Origin of the sequence: Bacteroides caecigallinarum (assembly GCF_021531075.1) — a bacterium.
Classification (GTDB): Bacteria; Bacteroidota; Bacteroidia; order Bacteroidales; family Bacteroidaceae; genus Phocaeicola; species Phocaeicola caecigallinarum_B.
This window is the reverse complement of sequence record NZ_JADYTJ010000002.1, coordinates 69543-90001: the sequence shown is the minus strand read 5'-3', so window position 1 is coordinate 90001 and position 20459 is coordinate 69543. Positions and strand designations below refer to the sequence as shown.

At 45.7% G+C, this 20459-nt stretch carries 10 protein-coding genes and 1 pseudogene; 9 read left to right on the top strand and 2 right to left on the bottom strand.

What is annotated here, in order from left to right; all coding sequences use genetic code 11:
- Positions 1 to 32: 32 nt before the first annotated feature.
- A complete protein-coding gene (gene argS / locus I6E11_RS01085) occupies positions 33 to 1850 on the top strand; it encodes an arginine--tRNA ligase (protein ID WP_235336002.1) in 1818 nt (605 codons plus the stop codon).
- Between the two features lie 2 nt (positions 1851 to 1852).
- Positions 1853 to 2491 (top strand): ribonuclease H1 domain-containing protein, encoded by a 639-nt coding sequence (locus I6E11_RS01080; RefSeq protein ID WP_235336001.1) that lies wholly within the window; start codon positions 1853 to 1855, stop codon positions 2489 to 2491.
- Between the two features lie 85 nt (positions 2492 to 2576).
- On the opposite strand, the gene I6E11_RS01075 is transcribed toward I6E11_RS01080, so the two are convergent.
- Complete coding sequence (locus tag I6E11_RS01075) at positions 2577 to 3998, bottom strand: sialate O-acetylesterase (RefSeq protein ID WP_235336000.1); 1422 nt, start codon at positions 3996 to 3998, stop codon at positions 2577 to 2579.
- A 51-nt stretch (positions 3999 to 4049) separates the two neighbouring features.
- Positions 4050 to 5188 (bottom strand): annotated as a pseudogene (locus I6E11_RS01070) (IS4 family transposase).
- Between the two features lie 139 nt (positions 5189 to 5327).
- Between I6E11_RS01070 and I6E11_RS01065 the strand changes: the two are divergent.
- The 7 genes from I6E11_RS01065 to I6E11_RS01035 all read left to right on the top strand — a co-directional run bounded on the left by I6E11_RS01065 (position 5328) and on the right by I6E11_RS01035 (position 20459).
- Positions 5328 to 9335 carry a hybrid sensor histidine kinase/response regulator gene (locus I6E11_RS01065; RefSeq protein ID WP_235335999.1) on the top strand — a complete coding sequence of 1336 codons (4008 nt, stop codon included), beginning with the start codon at positions 5328 to 5330 and terminating at the stop codon, positions 9333 to 9335.
- Positions 9336 to 9477: 142 nt separating this feature from the next.
- Positions 9478 to 10980 (top strand): glycoside hydrolase family 43 protein, encoded by a 1503-nt coding sequence (locus tag I6E11_RS01060; RefSeq protein WP_235335998.1) that lies wholly within the window; start codon positions 9478 to 9480, stop codon positions 10978 to 10980.
- A gap of 108 nt (positions 10981 to 11088) precedes the next feature.
- Positions 11089 to 14193 carry a SusC/RagA family TonB-linked outer membrane protein gene (locus I6E11_RS01055; RefSeq protein WP_235335997.1) on the top strand — a complete coding sequence of 1035 codons (3105 nt, stop codon included), beginning with the start codon at positions 11089 to 11091 and terminating at the stop codon, positions 14191 to 14193.
- A gap of 11 nt (positions 14194 to 14204) precedes the next feature.
- Positions 14205 to 15788: a RagB/SusD family nutrient uptake outer membrane protein gene (locus tag I6E11_RS01050; protein ID WP_235335996.1), complete on the top strand. Its 1584-nt coding sequence runs from the start codon at positions 14205 to 14207 to the stop codon at positions 15786 to 15788.
- A 20-nt stretch (positions 15789 to 15808) separates the two neighbouring features.
- Positions 15809 to 17314, top strand: coding sequence for a glycan-binding surface protein (locus I6E11_RS01045; RefSeq protein ID WP_235335995.1), 1506 nt, complete (start codon positions 15809 to 15811; stop codon positions 17312 to 17314).
- Positions 17315 to 17328: 14 nt separating this feature from the next.
- Positions 17329 to 18873 carry a cellulase family glycosylhydrolase gene (locus I6E11_RS01040; RefSeq protein WP_235335994.1) on the top strand — a complete coding sequence of 515 codons (1545 nt, stop codon included), beginning with the start codon at positions 17329 to 17331 and terminating at the stop codon, positions 18871 to 18873.
- 158 nt (positions 18874 to 19031) lie between these two features.
- Positions 19032 to 20459: a glycoside hydrolase family 43 protein gene (locus I6E11_RS01035; RefSeq protein WP_235335993.1), complete on the top strand. Its 1428-nt coding sequence runs from the start codon at positions 19032 to 19034 to the stop codon at positions 20457 to 20459.

Genomic DNA, 20459 nt, shown 5'->3' with positions numbered 1-20459 from the left:
ATTATCCGGATAATCAATAAAAACAGAAATAAATGAAAATAGAAGACAAGCTTACAGCCGCGATACTACAAGGTATCAAGCAACTGTATGGACAGGATGTACCTGAAAAAATGGTACAGTTGCAGAAGACCAAGAAAGAGTTCGAGGGTCATTTAACATTGGTTGTATTCCCTTTCCTGAAAATGTCGAAGAAAAGTCCTGAACAGACAGCACAGGAGATTGGTGAATATCTGAAGAATAATGAACCTGCTATTGCAGATTTCAATGTGATAAAAGGATTCCTCAATCTTACTATAGCATCAAGTGTATGGGTAGAACTGCTCAATACAATCAACAAGGATGAAAAATGGGGTATAAAGGATGCTACAGATGCTTCTCCGCTGGTAATGATTGAATATTCATCGCCTAACACAAACAAGCCTTTGCATCTTGGACACGTGCGCAATAACCTGCTTGGTAACGCACTGGCTAATGTTATGGCTGCAAACGGAAACAAGGTGGTGAAAACAAACATCGTGAACGATCGCGGTATTCATATATGTAAGTCTATGCTTGCTTGGTTGAAATACGGTAATGGTGAAACTCCAGAATCGTCAGGCAAAAAAGGCGACCACCTTATAGGTGACTACTATGTGGCTTTCGACAAGCATTATAAAGCTGAAGTTAAGGAACTTACCGCTAAGTTCATGGCAGAAGGCATGAATGAAGAAGAAGCCAAAGCCAAAGCAGAAGCAGAATCACCATTGATGCTTGAAGCACGCGAAATGCTGCGTAAATGGGAGGCTAACGACCCTGAAGTACGCGGACTATGGAAGATGATGAACGACTGGGTATACGCTGGTTTCGACGAGACTTACAAAATGATGGGCGTAAGCTTCGACAAGATATACTACGAATCTGAAACTTATCTGGAAGGTAAGGAAAAAGTCATGGAAGGACTTGAAAAAGGTTTCTTCTTCCGCAAGGAAGACGGTTCGGTATGGGCCGACCTTACAGCCGAAGGTCTTGACCACAAGCTTTTGCTCCGTGGCGACGGCACTTCTGTATACATGACCCAGGACATCGGTACTGCAAAACTCCGTTTCCAAGACTACCCCATCAACAAGATGATTTACGTTGTTGGTAACGAACAGAACTATCACTTCCAGGTACTTTCTATCCTACTTGACAAACTTGGCTTCGAATGGGGTAAGGATTTGGTACACTTCTCATACGGTATGGTGGAACTTCCTGAAGGTAAGATGAAGAGCCGTGAAGGTACTGTGGTTGATGCAGACGACCTGATGGAAGCAATGATTGAAACCGCAAAGGAAACCAGTGCAGAACTCGGTAAACTGGACGGTCTTACTAAGGAAGAAGCCGACGATATAGCACGTATAGTAGGTCTTGGAGCATTGAAGTATTTCATCCTGAAAGTGGATGCAAGAAAGAACATGACTTTCAATCCTAAGGAATCTATCGACTTCAACGGTAACACAGGACCATTCATCCAATATACCTACGCACGTATCCAGTCTATCCTCCGAAAAGCGGCAGAAGCAGGAATAAGCATTCCTGAGACACTGAATACAGACATTGAGCTCAGCACTAAGGAAGAGGGACTGATACAGATGCTTGCCGACTTCAGAAACGTAGTGGCACAGGCAGGAAGCGACTATAACCCTTCTATTATTGCCAACTATGCTTACGATTTGGTTAAGGAATACAATCAGTTCTATCACGACTTCAGCATCCTGCGCGAAGAAAACGAGGCAGTCAAGGTATTCCGCCTTGCACTGAGCAAGAACGTAGGAAAAGTTGTAAAACTGGCTATGGGACTTCTTGGTATTGAAGTACCTGAAAGAATGTAATAATGGCCGGGAAAAAATATTATACAGTCTGGAAAGGTGTCAATCCTGGGGTCTATGACTCATGGACCGACTGCCAGCTCCAGATAAAAGGTTTCAAAGGCGCGCTCTACAAGTCCTTCAATTCGAGGGACGAAGCAGAGCACGCCTTTGCTTCTCCGGCTCATGAGTTTATGAATCCTCCGGGAAGAAAAAGTGGAGAAAATTCAATAAAGAAGCCGGAATTGAATCTGCCGGAAAACTTCAATTTCGAATGTTTGGCAGTAGACGCAGCATGTAGTGGCAATCCGGGGATGATGGAATATCGTGGCGTTTATCTGCGCACAGGAGAACAGATTTTCCACTTCGGTCCTGTATACGGGACGAACAACATCGGTGAATTCCTCGCAATAGTTCATGGCTTGGCACTGCTAAAGCAGAAAGGTCTGGACATGCCTATCTATTCCGACAGCAGAAACGCACAGCTCTGGGTGAAACAAAAGAAATGCAAGACAAATCTGGCTAGGAATGCTAAAACAGAGGAATTGTTCAAATATATCGAAAGAGCTGAGAACTGGCTGAAAAACAACTCCTACTCCACTCCTATCTTGAAATGGCAGACAGACTTGTGGGGGGAAATTCCTGCCGATTTCGGACGAAAATAGACAAAATTATAAAACGCTGTTCAAACGGTATTTAAGTCTCTTTCGAATACCATTCGAACAGCGTTATAATTTATATTCTAATATATCATTCCCAGTTGTCTGTACGGAACGGATACATAGGAAGTTCACGTAGATTTGCCACATTTCCAGGCTTAAAGTCACGGAAGCAGTAACGTACAGCTACAGGATTCTTTACCTTGTCCGACTTAACCTTTATCTGAAGGTTATTATAGACCTCAGCTTCTGCAGGATAGAACACTTTATCATCACCGGCAATCTCAAATCCTTCCATACCTTTCAGGCGGTTGTATCCGTCTTTTGCATGATAGAACGAAAGAATAGCAGCACCGTCTTTCACTTCCATTGACTTATAGACAGGGCCCATATCTTCCATTCCCTTGAAACCGTATGTACGGCTCAATGCCATATATGCCAGACGTTTACCTACATCAGTCTTGTTTTTCGGATGGATATTGTCCTTTTCATACTCTTCCACGAGGTCGTTGGTAGAAATCATTCCGCTATTGGAAATTATAGACTGTGCCTTGAATTGTGCTTCGCGAAGTAATGCGCTACCATTTGTTTCACGCGAACCGAAAGGAGCTATCTCAACATAATAGAATGGCAATTCGCCAAGCCCCCACTCTTTTCTCCATAGTTCCACCATTGTTTTCAGGCGTTCAGGATATGTCTTATGTTTTCCTACGTTAGACTCTCCCTGATACCACAGAAAACCTTTTATAGTATAGTTCTGTAGCGGTTTTAGCATACCGTTATACATCAGTGTAGGGCTCATGTAATGCCACCAGTCATGACCATCTTCCTTGCGGATATCTTTCTTTAAATCGATATCTTTATATTGTGCAACAATTTCACGTGGAAGCCATCCTTCTACTGTACTACCTCCCCAACTACAGTTTATTATTCCTATAGGAATATCCAACACACGATTCATCATCATTGCGAAATTGAAAGCTGTAGCACTAAATGCACCCGCATTTGCCGGATTACTTACTTTCCAGCTTCCCTTACATCTATCCACAGGCTCTAACTGACCATTTTTTTCAACCGTAGCAACACGTATCCCCTTCCATTGTGAGGCTGTAGCTATAGTCTCGTTTGCTCCTTCTATTGGACAATTCCAAAAACCAGCCAGAGGCATTTCCATATTCGACTGTCCTGAACAGAACCACACCTCTCCTATCAATATATTATTCAATGTTGTGACCTCTCCATCCGAAAGAGTAATGGTATATGGTGTATAGCTTGCCGATGGTGTCTGTATCTCTGCTATCCACTTTCCATCATTATCCGTTTTCACGGTATAAACATTGTTTGTCCATGACGGACTTATACTTACTTCAGCATTTGCCTTAGCTGTTCCCCAAAGTTTAACTTCGGTTTGTTGCTGCAATACCATATTATCACTCAAAATCTCCGGCAAATCAACTTTTGCCCATGCGCTCATCTGCATCAGCATGAGTGCTGCTAACAATGTTTTTCTCATATCTTTAAAGTTTTCCACAAAAATAATACTTTGCAGACAATTATTATAGTATTATTTTATCTGAATATTGTAATAAAATTGAAAATTACATGACAAAAATTTGAATACATCGAATTTGGGTGTGTATGTCGGTCGAAAAAGCACGTTTGAGATTTCCTCAAGACCATACTTGACCAATGACTAAGCCCTTCGCCCATGTTTCAGAATTTTTATCGGTTTAACGTATATATCTTTATGTTCACCAACGAGATACGCCCATACAAGAGCCATGCAGACCATCGCAAACAGACGTGTGATACGCACTCTGTCACGCAGGTGGGTGTCCTGTCCTCGATGTTGAAGCCCGAAGATTTCATGGCACGGAATGCCGTCTCGATCCCCCGGCGTTTCTTATAAGTCAGGACAGCACCTTCTGGACGGTTGAAACATATGAGAATCTGCAATTCGGGAATCCCGTCGGAGTTCTTGATCCGGCTTCCGGCAAGATAGACATACTCGCCCCTGTGGAGGAAGAGTTTATGGTAAAATTTCTCATGTCCGACCCTGAGGTCATTGAAAAGCCACCATGCACGGATACGCTCACCGGTGGAAGGCTTGACAATCCGGAAGTTCTGCCGGATACGGATGTAATACCGGATGCGCCGACTGTTCAGCCATCCGATCCATTCCTTTCCTATGAACTCCCTGTCAGCGACCAGGCAGTCGATACAGTCCTGTCCGAAAAGGCGGATGAAACGCTCCATGATTTTCTTACGTTCTTCCCAATTGGAGTTGCCTCTTTTGGGGAGAAGACTGAAAATAAGAGAGAAAGCAATCCCCTTGTATGTCACGCCCGGCATCAGTATGTTGATGTTGAAATCCCCGAACTTCCAGTTGGTACGGTCCATGCTCAGAACAAGATTCGTCTTGACAGGAAGCAACGAGAAAATCATACGGGCGACTATGTCGAGGTCAAGAACGTACTTGGCGAAGAATCTTTGAAGACGTCGCAGGCTGGAGTCCCTGTCCACGTCCGTGGGCATCGCGCCAGCCAGTTTATGAAGGCTGACTGTCTGCACCACACACAGCGCGTGGAGCAGCATCGTCATAAGCTTTATGCGAGCCAGATTCACACTTTGTCCAAAATGTTCTTGCATAATCGTAAGGATTTGATTAACTTTGACCAAGTCCTTGGAATTAGTAGTTTTCATGTGAAAAAGCGGCTAAACTTTTCCTTTAAATTACTAATTTTCAGGGGCTTTTACAAATATAATCAACTGAAATTTAGATGTTTAACAGCATGATTTCATTTTTTGTCATCTACTAAAATTCTAAAAATATCATAATGCAATGAATCCATCAAGATTTACAACTATCCTATTTTCTTTGGTATTTACAGTATCAATCATTGCGTCTGAGCGTCATGTTTTCAGGAAACTTGACAATAACGACGGGATGTCAAACGACAATGTCAAGTCCATACTCAAAGACAAAGCCGGTTTCCTTTGGGTTGGAACTGCTTCCGGCCTAAACCGATATGACGGATATGAGTTCAAGCAATATAACATCAAAACTCCTGAAAATGAAACGAATGATTATCTTGATGACATCTGGTCTTTACAGGAAGACGCAGATGGCAATATCTGGGTAAGAAGTAATAAGCGCTATTCGGTCTTTAACCGTGATAAAGATATTTTTTCTGTCGACGTATCCGAGCTGCTGTCAAGTTATGGCATTGATATCCCTGAATATTACTGTGTTTACGTGGACCGCGGACAAAATTTATGGATTCTGACGGATGATACCATACATTTCTATAATATGTCTGAAGGGAGCCATAAATCGGTCAATCACAGTATTAAATTCCTGCTTGACAATCTTGACATATCCGATGACCCGGACTATCTGTATATATTACTGAACACAGGCAAAATCTGCAGAATTGATAAGTCAAGACTACAAATCGGATATATGCAACCGCCGACTGAAGTAAACAGGGTCAATCATATATATGCCGATTTTCAGCACGGCCTTTGGCTATTTTCCGACCACGACAATGATATTTATTATAAAAAAGACTCCGGGCCATGGGACAAACAGTCACTTCCGTCAACCAACCTGACCCAAAGCAAAGGTATCCGCTGCATTTTAGATGATAAGAGCGGTCATGTATGGATAGGAACTGACCACAACGGATTGTATGTCTATAATCAATTTAAAGCTACCATGGAATCCTTTATCCACGATTCCAAAATTAGCGAGACATTGCCGTCGAATAATGTCTCATGTATTTATCAGGACGCTGACAACACAATCTGGTTCGGACATAACAAATCCGGCATATCATTCTGCAACGACAGCCAACTCCAATTCGACAATCTTGGTTTATTCGATGCTGATGATATTACCGCTTTACTTTTAGATAAACGTAATAATCTCTGGGTTGGTACCGACGGCAACGGACTGTTCAGGAAGAAAGTCGGCGACAAAAGTCATGCTGAGAAAATATCATCCGTATTTAATGGGTCTATAATCTGTCTTGACGAGGATTCGACCGGCATGATATATGCCGGCTGCTACGGCAACGGACTTTACTGGATTAACGGTGATGATGTCAACCATTTCACGACAGAAAACAGTCCTTTGATTTCAGATATGGTCTGGGATGTCCAGACCGACAAAACAGGCAATGTCTGGATTGCGACCGTAAACGGGACACAATATTTTGATCCGAAATCAGGAAGATTCATGTCTGTTGTAGCATCGGACGGATCCCCGATAAACTCCATGAGTCTATATTATGACGGTGATGATACGATGTATATCGGGACATTCGAAGGATTTTATAAAGTTGATATTCACACCAAACGACACGAACATTGCTTTTCCAACTATAAAAAGACCCAGTCATTTAGGCAAGGATTCGTCTCAAGCATCTTAAAGGACACATCCGGCCATCTATGGCTTGGACACAACCGAGGAATAACGGTCTGGAATACAGTGACGGACTCATTATATTATATAGACCACAACTATGGATTGTGTGACAATATGGTCCGCGCCATTACCGAAGATGCCGACGGACACATCTGGGTATCGACAAGCAACGGCATTTCAATCATTTCACCCAAATGGGGAAATGAAGGCAATTTCAGCTATAACATCCGTAATTACACCAAAAAGCATGGTTTGAAAAGCAGCTTTTTTAACACCAATGCAGTTGCAAAAATGCCTGACGGCAATTTCATCTTCGGTACTTCCAACGGATGTGTCACATTTCATCCCAAAAGAATTTTCAATTCCCGCAGAAACGATTTGAAAGTCATTTTCACAAAGCTTTATGTCGGAGCCAAGCCTATCAGCGTCGATTCATTGTATGACGGCAGAATATTGCTGAAAAGTTCATTAGAAAAAACTTCGACACTGACATTTGACCATGACGACAATCTGATTACCATCGAGTTTACCGCTTGTGACCTGACCAACCAATACAATCTTGAATATGATTACAAATTAGAGGGGCTGGACAACCAATGGCTGCATACCGGCGACAACAAAGTGACATTCGCCTCTATTCCGGAGGGTAAATACCGTCTGCTCGTGAAAGCGTGTCTGCCCAACGGTGAGTGCAGTGAGACATCGGGCATTGACATCATCATACGTCCTCCGTTCTATCTGTCCTGGTGGGCCTATACGATTTATATTTTGTTCATTATCGGTTGTGTCTATGCCGTGTACTTCGGTGTCCGAAACAAGCACAGACAGAAAATGGATATTCAGAAACAGGAATTTGAGAATGAGCAAAAAGCCAAGATAAATGAAATCAAATTCAAATTTTTCACAAATATCAGCCATGACCTGCGCACTCCCCTCACTCTTATCATGGTTCCGTTACAGGTCCTGATGAGCAGGGCTAAAGACGAGACATCAAAAAAGATGCTAAACACCATGCATCAGAATGCCTTGCATCTGTTGAATCTGATTAATTCACTGCTTGACTTACGGAAATTAGATGTGGGGGCTGAGATTCTACACTGTAGCCACAATGACTTCATTCATTTTGTCAAATCGACCTGCGCATCATTTGAGGATTATGCGTCAAGCCGTAACATTAAATTCGACCTGGACTGCAGTCTGTCGGAATTAAGCTTTGACTTCGACATTCAGAAAGTCAAAAAAATAATGAACAACCTACTGTCAAATGCCTTCAAATATACCCCTGACGGCGGCCATATCCGTGTCAGTCTGGAACGCAATGACAATTTTGTGACAATCAGCGTGGCTGATTCCGGCGAAGGAATAGATGATAAAACTAAAAAATACATATTCGAACGGTTTTATCAGGGAGAACAGAGCGAGAGCAAGACCGGCAGCGGAATCGGTCTGCATATTGTGAGCGAATATGTCCACATGCACGGCGGTGAGATTTCCGTAACAGACAATACACCGCAAGGAAGTACATTCACATTCAGTATTCCGCTTCAGAATTGCGGACCCGTCACTGATAGCGTAGCAGACCGGACTGACGATGAAGCTACTGACGAAACTACCGATGAAACGGAATTACAGCAGACCGACATCGACAATCCCGAGAGCGAGAAAAAAGCGAATATCCTCCTTGTGGATGACAACAAGGAATACCTTGACATAATAGCCAGTGTCTTATCCGACGAATACAATGTCCTCACCGCCGACAACGGAGAAAAAGCGCTTGAACTTCTTGACAAGGAAAACATCAACCTTATAATCAGCGATGTGATGATGCCCGGGATTGACGGAATGGAATTGTGTCGCCGCATTAAGAGTAATATCTGCTGGTCACACATACCTGTCATCCTGTTAACCGCCAAAGGTGCTGAGGAATCTCGTATCGAAGGGCTGGAACTTGGCGCCGACGACTACATCACCAAGCCTTTCAATTATCAGATGTTAAGACTTAGGATACATAAATTCATCGAACTTTTCGAGCGCAACCACCAAATGTTTAAGAATCAGATTGATGTGGAACCGAGCGAAATCACCATAACATCACTTGATGAAAAATTGGTTGAGAAAGCCATCAAGATTGTCGAAGACCACATGGAGGATTCCGAATTCTCAGTCGAAGTCCTCAGTCAGGAACTTGCGCTCAGCCGCGGGTATCTTTACAAAAAACTGATGGCTATAACAGGCAAGGGTCCGGCTGAATTCATCCGTACGATTCGCCTGAAACGAGCTCGCCAGCTATTGGCGAAAAGTCAGTTGCAAATAGCGGAAGTGGCCTATAAATGCGGATTCAATTCGCCCAAGCGTTTCGCTCAGAATTTCCGCAACGAGTTCGGTATGTTGCCTTCTGAATATATAAAGGGCTTGTCTTGAATCATGGACACATAACAGACACATCGGGAGTACATAATGAACCCTTGGTTTAATGATTGGTTTGCTAAATTCGCAATACCAATAATTTTTTATTCACAATTTTTTTATTCACATTATGCTTCTAACTCGATTTTTATCAGGCATGCTCGTTGCCGCCTCATCCGTAATAGGCTGCCATCCAGTCGGAGCTGGATCATCGTCCAACGCTCTTGACCGATACGGTCTGCTCAAAGGATGTGATGCGTCACCGAAGTTATTGACAGGAAACGGAAATCCACTTCTGGATTTTATGTATGTTGCAGACCCGACAGCCATTGTCCATGACGGACGTATCTATGTCTATGGGACAAATGACCAGCAGCAGATTGATTCCGTAGGAAGAGAGAATAAAAACAGCTATGAATTTATTCATTCCTTAGTCATGATGTCAACTGACGATATGGTCAACTGGACATATCACGGCATTATCGATGTAGAGAAATCAGCTCCCTGGACCGGAGTCAAGGGTGTCTCATGGGCTCCGTCAATCGTCTCACGAGTTGAGGATGACGGTCTCACACATTTTTATATGTATTATTCACATGGCGGCGGCGGTGTGGCAGTGCTGACTTCGACATCACCTGTCGGCCCGTGGACCGACCCGCTCGGACATAACCTGATTGATTTAAGCACTCCGGGATTAACTGACTGTCCGGCTCCTTTCGACCCCGGAGCAGTCATTGATGACGAAGGCAACGGATGGCTCTCATTCGGTGGCGGAAAATCATCAACTGCAACCACATTGTATCCCGGAAGCGCCCGTATCGTCAGACTCGGCAAAGATTTGCTTAGCCTCGACAGTGAAATCAGCGAAATTCCAGCACCATACTTCTTTGAAGCAAGCGAGCTGAACTACATAAACGGAACATGGGTATATTCTTACAGCACGGACTGGGTTGACCGTAACGAATGGTTCACCACTGAAGCCGAGCGCCCGACAATCTGCTCCATCAGCTATATGACATCCGACAATCCGCTTGATAAAAATAGCTGGAAATTCAGAGGTGACATCCTTAAAAATCCGTTTGGCTATGGAATGTCACCTACAAACAACCACACCCATTTCCTGAAGTTCGGCAGTGACTATTACATTTTCTATCACAATAATCATCTCGCTGACTTCCGTGAAATCAAAACAGGCTATCGCAATATCTGTGTTGACAAAATAGATATAGATGAGTCTACCGCATCCATCACTCTCGGCACCATGACTCTGTATGGAGTGACACAATTAAAACCGATAAATCCATTCTCATGGCAACAGGCCGAAACCGTGGCGGCAACACATGGCTTCAATTTTGAGCATACATCTGTCCCGGGCAATATGGTGGCTGTAGGATTAGGCAAAAACCAGATGTCCGAGATAAGGAAAGTGGATTTCGGGGAAGGCGCGTCATCTTTTGAAGCCAAGATTTCAGGTAAAGGTACCATCGAGATATATTCCGGAAAACCTGAGGGCAAACCTATCGCAAAACTCAATGCCGATAATCCACAATGGGACAACGTCTCGGTCAAACTGAACAAATCACTTACAGGTGTCCATGACCTTTGTTTCGTGTACCGTAACGGTGATTTCAAATTTGACGAATGGCGTTTCCTAAAATAAAAACACATTTCAGTCATGAACTCATTTTATTAATCCAATCATATCATGAAATTACGCAGATTGTTTAACAAAAGTCCGCGGTATCTATTAAGATGTATAGTTACCGTAATGCTGCTTGGTGGATTCTTCATCCCGGGTTTAGCACAGAACGTAAAGCTCACCGGTACTGTAAGAAGCGCCGATGACAATGCCCCGCTTATCGGAGCAACTGTAAAATCAAGCTCCGGTGTGGGAGTGATCACTGATGCTGATGGTGCATTCTCCATCAACGTGAATAAAGGTCAGACGATCACTTTCACCTATATCGGCTACCTGCCCCAGAGTTTCAAAGTCGGAGACAAGACAAAAGTCAACATCTACCTCAAAGAAGATGTCGAAACCTTGGATGAGGTGGTTGTGGTCGGCTACGGAACTATGAAACGCAGTGACCTAACAGGTTCAGTTGTCTCAGTATCGGCCGACGACATCAAGAAAACCGTAGCAACTTCACTTGACCAGGTCCTGCAGGGACATGCGGCCGGCGTTCAGGTAACGCAAAACACAGGTGCCCCCGGTGGTGGTATTTCAGTAAGCATCCGAGGCACCAATTCTCTCAACGGCAATGAACCATTGTACGTAATCGACGGTGTCCCCCTGTCAGGCCAGTCTGACGGCAACACCAATGCTCTTTCTTCGATAAATCCCGCTGACATCGTGTCAATGGAAGTACTCAAGGATGCTTCGTCAACTGCCATCTACGGTTCACGCGCAAGCAACGGCGTGATTATGATTAAGACAAAGCGCGGTGAAGCCGGAAAGACCAAAATCAGCTATGAAGGCTACTATGGCATCCAGCAGATTCCCAAGCGTCTCGATGTCCTGAATCTTAAAGAATTTGCCATCTTCCGCAACCACCGTGCCGATGTCATCGGTTTCGGCGCCACCAAAGAATTCGGTGACCCCTCGATTCTCGGCCCCGGCACCAACTGGCAGAATGAAATTTTCAGGACCGCCGGTATGCACAACCATCAGGTAACTGTTTCAGGCGGTAACGACTGGGGACGCTATGCCTTAGGCCTCGGCTACCTTGACCAGGACGGTATCGCAATCGGCTCGGATTTCGAGCGTCTCTCCGGACGTATCAACCTCGACGCCAATATTACCAAATGGCTCTCCATGGGTGTCAGCGCGTCTCTGAGCCGCACCAAGCAGACCAATACCATTGATAACGGCAACATCATCCGCACTGCCTTTGACCAGCACCCCAATGTGCCGGTCAGGAATCCTGACGGCTCCTACGGTTTCCAGGCTCAGGACGACAATTTCGGCACATTCTATGCCAACCCTGTAGCTGATGCCCTTCTGCGCGAGGACTACGACCGCGGAACCAACTTCTTCGGAAATATCTGGGCTGACTTCATAATTATCAAAGGTCTCACTCTCCGTCTGGAGTACGGCGGCGGTTTCAACTACAATAACCATTACTACTACCGCCCGACTTATGACTATGGCCTCTTTGTCCAGGACTCAGAAAGCTCACGCAGCGCAAGCAATGGCAAGAACCATTTCTTCAAGACCTTCCTGACTTATGACAAGCAAATACGCAAACACCATCTGAATGTAATGCTCGGCCACGAGTCAAATGAAAACGAGTATGAATACCTTTCAGGTTCCCGCCGCAATTTCTTCCTCAACTCAGTCCATGAACTTGATGCCGGTGACGCCCTCACTGCCAAAAACAACAGTTCGCGAGGCTCAGGTTCGATGGAATCATACTTCGGCCGCGTCAACTATAATTTTGATGACCGCTACCTCCTGACCTTCACACTCCGTACCGACGGCTCGTCAAATTTCGGCAAAGCAAACCGCTGGGGCTGGTTCCCCTCCGCGGCTCTCGGCTGGAGAATAAGCCAGGAAAAATTCCTCCAAGGATTTGAGCCGCTCAATAACCTGAAACTCCGTCTCGGCTGGGGTATCGTCGGCAACCAGAATGCCGGAGCCTATGCCTATGGAACTTCGATGGCTTCAAGCGCCACCGTCTGGGGCGCTGGCTTCTATGCAGGCAATTACTCCAATGACAAGCTGAAATGGGAGGAAACCAAGTCCTATAACATCGGCCTTGACCTGGCCATGTTCAACAACCGTCTGGAATTCATCATTGACGGCTATCTCAAGAAAACTGACAATCTGCTCATGCGGGCATCGCTGCCGGGCTATGTGACTTCAATCATATCATCGCCCTGGGTCAATGCCGGCGCCATTGAAAACAAAGGTTTTGAATTCACTCTCAACACCGTCAACATCAGCACCCGCGATTTCACCTGGAGAACAGGCTTCACCTTCTCGCTCAACCGCAACAAAGTGACAAAGCTCTACACCCAAGCATCAAGCATCACCGGTACAATCGGGGCTGAAACCTATACCAAAACAGTTGTCGGTGAACCTGTCGGCCAGTTCTACGGCTATAATGTAATCGGAATGTTCAAAGAAGCTGATGATTTCTATGTGAAGGACCGGAACGGCGATTTCATGCTTGACGACAATTTCAAAAAAATTCTTGTGGCCATCCCTGAAAACAAGACCATCAAGGAGAATGAAATCTGGTATGGCGACTACATCTTCGAAGATGTCAACCATGACGGTGTCATCACTGAAGCTGACCGCAAATTCATCGGTAATCCCGAGCCCAAATTCACTTACGGATTCAACACCACATTCACCTACAAGGATTTCGACCTCAATGTCTCACTTGTCGGCGTTTATGGCAACAAAGTGTTTAACTCCCTGCGTCAGACCTACACCGCACCGATGCGCAATTCCAATCTTCTCCGCGAAGTCACAAACTTTGCAAGTGTGGGATTAATCGACCCCAACGGCGGACATACGTTTGAAAACATGCACGTAATCAATCCCGAAGCAACAATCTGCCGCATTGCAGTCGATAACTCAAACGACAACAACCGCATGAGCAGCTATTTTGTCGAGGACGGCTCATATCTCCGTGTGAAAAACATCTCATTAGGCTATACATTCCCGAAATCACTAATCAAAAAAGCCAGCCTTGAAAACCTCCGGCTCTACTTCAACGTGCAGAATCCGTTCACTTTCACCAAGTATAAAGGATTTGACCCTGAAATCGGAGCTTACAACTACGACGTGCTGACCCGCGGCATTGACTATGCCCGTTATCCGTCACAAGTCATCTTTACTTTCGGACTTAATGTTTCACTCTAACAAGAATAACAATGAAAAAATCATATATTCCACTATTAGGACTCGGAATCGCAGCCTGTCTTTCATCCTGCGGTGAAGATTTCCTTGAAAAAATGCCACAGGGAAACTATGTTGAAGAAACATATTATGTTTCTGACAAGGCCCTCGAAGCAGCGACTTCAGTTCTGTATAACCGTCCATGGTTTGAATATAACGGAGAAGGAGCACTCTATATCAGCAGTCTGGCTAATGAGTGTTACGACCCATGGAATGCTCCTGAATTCAATACCATGCAGGTGACAGCTCTTAACTCACACCTTTCAAACATCTGGCGTTCATTCTATGCGGTTGTGACCATGTCCAACTCCATCATAGACGCCTGCCAGACAAAAGTCGGGCCTGACTGTACGGAAGCCGGCATTCACACCGCCATCGGCGAAGCCCGACTGATGAGAGCGGCCGCATACTTTTATGCAGTCCGCTTCTGGGGACCGATGATTCTGTTTGAAAACAATCAGGACATCGTCAATAATCCCGTGCGTCCGCTCAACAAAGAGGAGGATGTGTTCAAATTCATCATCCGTGACCTTGAAATAGCCGCCGACTATCTTCCAGAAACCGGAGTCAAGGGCCGCGCTACCTGCTGGTCAGCCAAAGCACTTCTCGCCAAAGTCTATCTGTGCCGTTCAGGCTGGAACGGAGGAGCACGCGATGAAGCCGACCTTGAGAAATGCAAGACTCTCTGCGAGGATGTAATCAACAGAAGCGGTCTGAACCTGCTCCCCAACTATGCCGACCTCTTCAAATATAAATTCAACAACAATGAAGAGTCACTCTTGGCCATGCAGTGGGTTCCACTCGGCGAATGGGGCACACAGAACACCCTTTACTCAATACTCTCAATCAATGAGATAACCGGCGGCATCGGTGCCTGGGGCTCTCCATTTGCACCGTTGGAAATGCTTGACCAGTACGAACTTGCCGATACCATCCGCCGTAACGCCACTTACATGACGCAGTATACCTTCTACCCGGAAATCAACATTTCGGAAGGTGGTTACCACTACGATAAAGAGAGTGCACAAATCAAAAAGGGTGCCATCGGTGGTCCCGATGATGACAATGACGGTTTTGTAGCTCCGATGAGCTCGCCGCTCAACACCTATATCATCCGACTTGCCGACACTTATCTCACCTATGCTGAAGCCTGTCTCGGCAACAAGGATAAACTCACTGACGGACCCGGTCTCGATGCTTTTAACAAAATCCGCGAGCGTGCACAGATTGACCCGAAAAAATCAATCACGTTCGAGGACATAGTCCGCGAACGCCGCATCGAATTCTGCATGGAGTTCACCAACTGGTATGAATACATCAGCTGGTTCAAGTGGAAACCCGAACTGATTCTCAACCTCATCAATAATCAGAATCGTGGCACTCGTGCCGACAAAATCAAAAAAGATCCTGACGGAACACTGACTTATGAAGGCCTGATTCAGCCGACATCGCCCGTAGTGGTAATCAGCAGCAAGATGTTCATGCCCTATCCTGAGAACGATGTTATTCAGAATCCATTGCTGAAAGAAGAGCCCGTGAGCTATGATTTTAAAGACTAACCCCAATTGATAGACTAATTATGAAAAATTATAAAACTTTATTCTGTGTGGCCATAGTCTGCCTGATGCAGGTTCTGTTCCTTGCCTCATGCAGCTCTGACGGTGACAAGGACGGACAGCCGGTCATCACCGGAATCCGTTCGATTGAAAACCCTGACAGCCTTTTCACCGACGGCGAGCGCTGGCAACTGATTGTAATCATGGGCCATCATCTCGATGGAGCCAAGGAAATCTACATCAATGACCAGAAAATCTCTTTTAATCCGACTTATGTCACTTCAACCAACATCATCCTCTCGATTCCCGAAAAGTTGAAGCTTGTCGGCGAGGACCCGAGTCTGAGACCTGAAATCCGCCTTGTTACGGACCACGGCACTGCGACCTATGCTTTCCATGTCAACTCTCCTGCTCCCAACCTCATTTCATATACGGCCGACTGGGTGGGAGAAGAACCATTAGTCCCAGGTCAGGAGTTCCGCATCAAAGGCGAGAATTTCTATGAAGTACAGAGCCTCTACATATCTGAAATCAACCCATACGAGGTCGATGAAGAAGGTAATCTTGTAGAACCGGAAGAACCGGTGACCAAATATGAAATCACCGAATTCACCGTCAACGCAACTTTCGATGAAATCACCGCCCTGATGCCGGCTTCATTCCCTGACAAAGGCTACATTGTACTCGAATGTTATTCAGGTCCCTCTGTCATCGGTTTCCGCTCTGTCAAGCCAACCCCACCTGTAATCAAGGATATTTCATCAGATATGCCTGTCTGGGGCGAACCGTGTACCATCTACGGTAAGGATTTTGACGACATAGTGGCTATCGTTATCGGTAAAGACGAAATCACAATCCCTGCCGAAGATATTTCCGCCAACGAGGACAACACTCAGCTTACATTCTCACTCCCCACACTGCCTGAAAAGGGCGGACAACTGATTCTGATAACCGAGCAGGGCCGCGATACCGTACCCTTCTATCAGAAATCAAGAGTATTGATTGACTTCGACAACTACGGACGTTACTTTTGGGGCGGAACCGATTCAAGCAAACCGGTTGATGAAACTACAGCCAACAACAAACCTGCCAACACCTCAGGCAAATTCCAGGGCATCGAGGGTACCACTCAGATTGGAAACGGATGGTGGGGCCCGCTCTTCCTCGGTGATGCACAGATTACTGATATACCTGACGACACTCCGATTGAAAAAGTCGAATTCCGCTACGAATGTTATATGCACTATCCTTATGTCGAAGGAATGGACTGCTGGTTTATTTTTTTCACAGACACTCCGATCCCCCAGAGCCAATATTCTTTCGATGGCTACAAGGACCGAATCACCGGCAAGTGTGAACAGGGTCGTTGGATGTGCTGCTCGATTCCGATGGAAAAATTCACATCAGTTGCCACATTCGGTGAAATCAAGCAGAATCTGACATCAGTCTATCTCCATGTCTGCAACCTCAAAAACGTCCAGGACATCGCTGTCTATTTTGACAACTTCCGTATGTATGTTAAACCATAACAGATTGAGAAATCATGAAAACCAACTATATTTTACAGATATTACTGTCGTTGCTTCTGTCCGTAGGATTTATTTCCTGCTCGGATGACAAAGACAATAATCTCGCACCCGACAGAATCAATTTTGTCATTGAGAATGATGTACTGTACTTTCAGAAAGAAAGCAACACCAATTCTTTACGCATCAAATCAGAAGTGTATCCACAGATTAGCTGTCCGGAAGACTGGGTAGAACTCAATCTCGAACGCCTGACAGCTTCAATCTATCGCCTTGATGTGAAGGTCGCCGCCAACACGGGCGATGACCGCACCGCATCAGTGACCATAACATCGGGTACTGAATCCAAAACCCTGACCATTAACCAGTCATCACAACCCCAGGCTTCAGCCTACGAAGTGGCTTCATGGCTTGGCTTGGGCTGGAATGCGGGCAATCAGATGGACTCTTACAAAAACGGCGTGGCCAGCGAGACCAGCGATGGTAACCCGATGCTGACTCAGGAACTGTTTTATAAAATTAAGGCAGCTGGAATCAAGACTGTACGTATACCGGTCACTTGGATTGGCCATATCGGTCCGGCTCCTGACTACATTATTGATGACCGTCTGGAACGCGTTGCTGAAATTGTAGGTTATGCAGAAAAAGCCGGGTTGAACATAATCATAAATATTCATCACGACGGCTCCGGAGGTTATGGTTTCTGGCTTGATTTCAAACCGGCTGCTGCAAATGTAGCCAAAAATCTTGAAGTCGAGGACCAGATACGCAAAGTCTGGACTCAGATAGCCAAGCGTTTCGTAGATACCGGTGATTTCCTCATCTTCGAGGCTTTCAACGAAATACATGACGGAGACTGGGGATGGGGAGCCAATCTGACAGATAATGGTCATCAGTATAACCTGCTCAACGAATGGCTTCAGGTTTTTGTCGATGCCGTACGCTCAACCGGAGGCAAAAATGCCACTCGTTATCTTGGTGTAGCCGGATATGCCGGAGGATGGGAACTAATTGAACACCTTGAACTGCCCAAAGACCCCGCAATCGGCCGTCTACTCGTATCAGTCCATTGTTATTCTCCCGGAAAGTTCTGTATGGAATTTTATGATGAAGGTGGTAATTATACATACTTTCCTGAATGGGGCCATACTGCAACAGAAGGAAAATACCCTGCCGATGATGTCGATGAAGAAGGTCTGGAAGACATTTTCCGAGGACTGAAGGAAAGATTTACCGACAAGAACATTCCGGTCTATATCGGTGAGTTCACATGTACAAACCGTCCGGCCGGACGCGAAAGCGCATTCCGAGACTATTATCTCGAATATTTCTGCAAGGCAGCTCATGACTGCGGCCTGTCTCCTGTATTCTGGGATAATGGCGGTAAGGGTATCGGTGCCGGTCAAGGTGCTATATTTGACCGTCAGACAGGCGACTATATCCATTATAATGAAGCTTCAGTTGCCGCGATGGTTCGTGCGGTCTCCGATGACAGCCCTGAATACACACTGAAAAGTATCTATGACAGAGCACCCGCAGCCGAAGAGGACGACAAACAATAGTTCTCTAAAAACGCAATACCGAGGTAAAATTTATTATTAGATTATTTTCAGTTCAACTCTTCTGTATATATTAGGGATATAGTTGATTATGTGATTAACATATACAGAAGAGTATTTTTTAATATCAGAATTCCAAGCACGACAAGTATTAACAGTTTATGGCATTGAAAAAGTATTTTACTACTACGATATTCTTGTTGTCCATGACAAGTCTGTGTTCCAACGCACAGCGTCCGGTTGTACAGACAAATTTCACGCCTGACCCTGCTCCGATGGTCTATGACGATACATTTTACATCTACACCGGTCATGACGAGGATGGCGAGCATAACGAGTTTGTAATGAATGAATGGAGAGTCTACTCATCCAAAGATATGGTCAACTGGACCGACCACGGCTCCCCGATGTCACTCGACACATTCAAATGGTCGGAATCGGGAGCATGGGCATCGCAGTGTGTTGAACGTGACGGCAAGTTCTATTGGTACGTATGCTGTGTCGACAAGGCCACTCATGATATGGCAATCGGTGTGGCTGTGGCCGACAGTCCGACCGGTCCCTTCAAGGACCCTATCGGAGCTCCGCTTGTAAGCGGCCACGGAGGCTACATCGACCCGACGGTTTTCATCGAACCAAACGGTGATGCGTGGCTCTACTGGGGAAATCCCGGTCTGTGGTGCTGCAAACTTAACCGTGACATGATTTCCTATGACCATAAATTTGAAATCAAAGGTGACCATGCCGAGAAAGTTGCTGACGGCGTCTGGAAATTCAAACAGGATGAAAATTCATTCGGCGGGCCTGAAAAGCTGGCCGAAGGCACGGTTTTCACCGACTATAAGGATTTGTATGAAGAAGGACCGTGGTTTTATAAACACGGCGACAGATATATTTTAGCTTACGCAGCCGGTGGAGTTCCGGAACACATATCTTATTCCGTGAGCAAAACTCCTTATGGCCCGTGGAAATATGCCGGGCAAATCATGCCTTTGCAGCAGATGAACTCGTTCACCAACCATTGCGGTATCGTAGAGTTCCGTGGCGCAAATTACTTTTGCTATCATTGCGGCACACTTCCCGGTGGCAGCGGTTTCAACAGGTCGACCGCTATCGAGCGTTTTGACTATAATCCTGACGGTTCCATACCGGTCATCCTGCCCTCCGACAAAGGCCTTGAGCCGGTAGGGACTCTGAATCCCTATTCACGTGTCGAGGCAGAGACCATGGCATGGTCCGAAGGGCTTAAAACAGAGCCCAATGCCAAGACCGGCATTTATGTTTCGGACATTCATGACGGCGATTTCCTTCAGGTGCGTTCTGTTGATTTCGGAGATAAGGGAGCACGCTCGTTGACCGCTTCGGCGGCAAGTGCGCTGCGGGGAGGCAGAATCGACGTGTATCTCGACAGCGTTTCCGGGAAACATATAGCCTCGATTGAGATTCCCGGGACCGGCGGCTGGGAGAACTGGACTTCAGTCAAAGCCCCCCTCTATGAGACCGTGACCGGAGTCCATGACCTGACTTTCGTGTTCCGCGGACGCAAGGGCTGCAAACTTTTTAATTTCGATTATTGGAAATTCGAATAG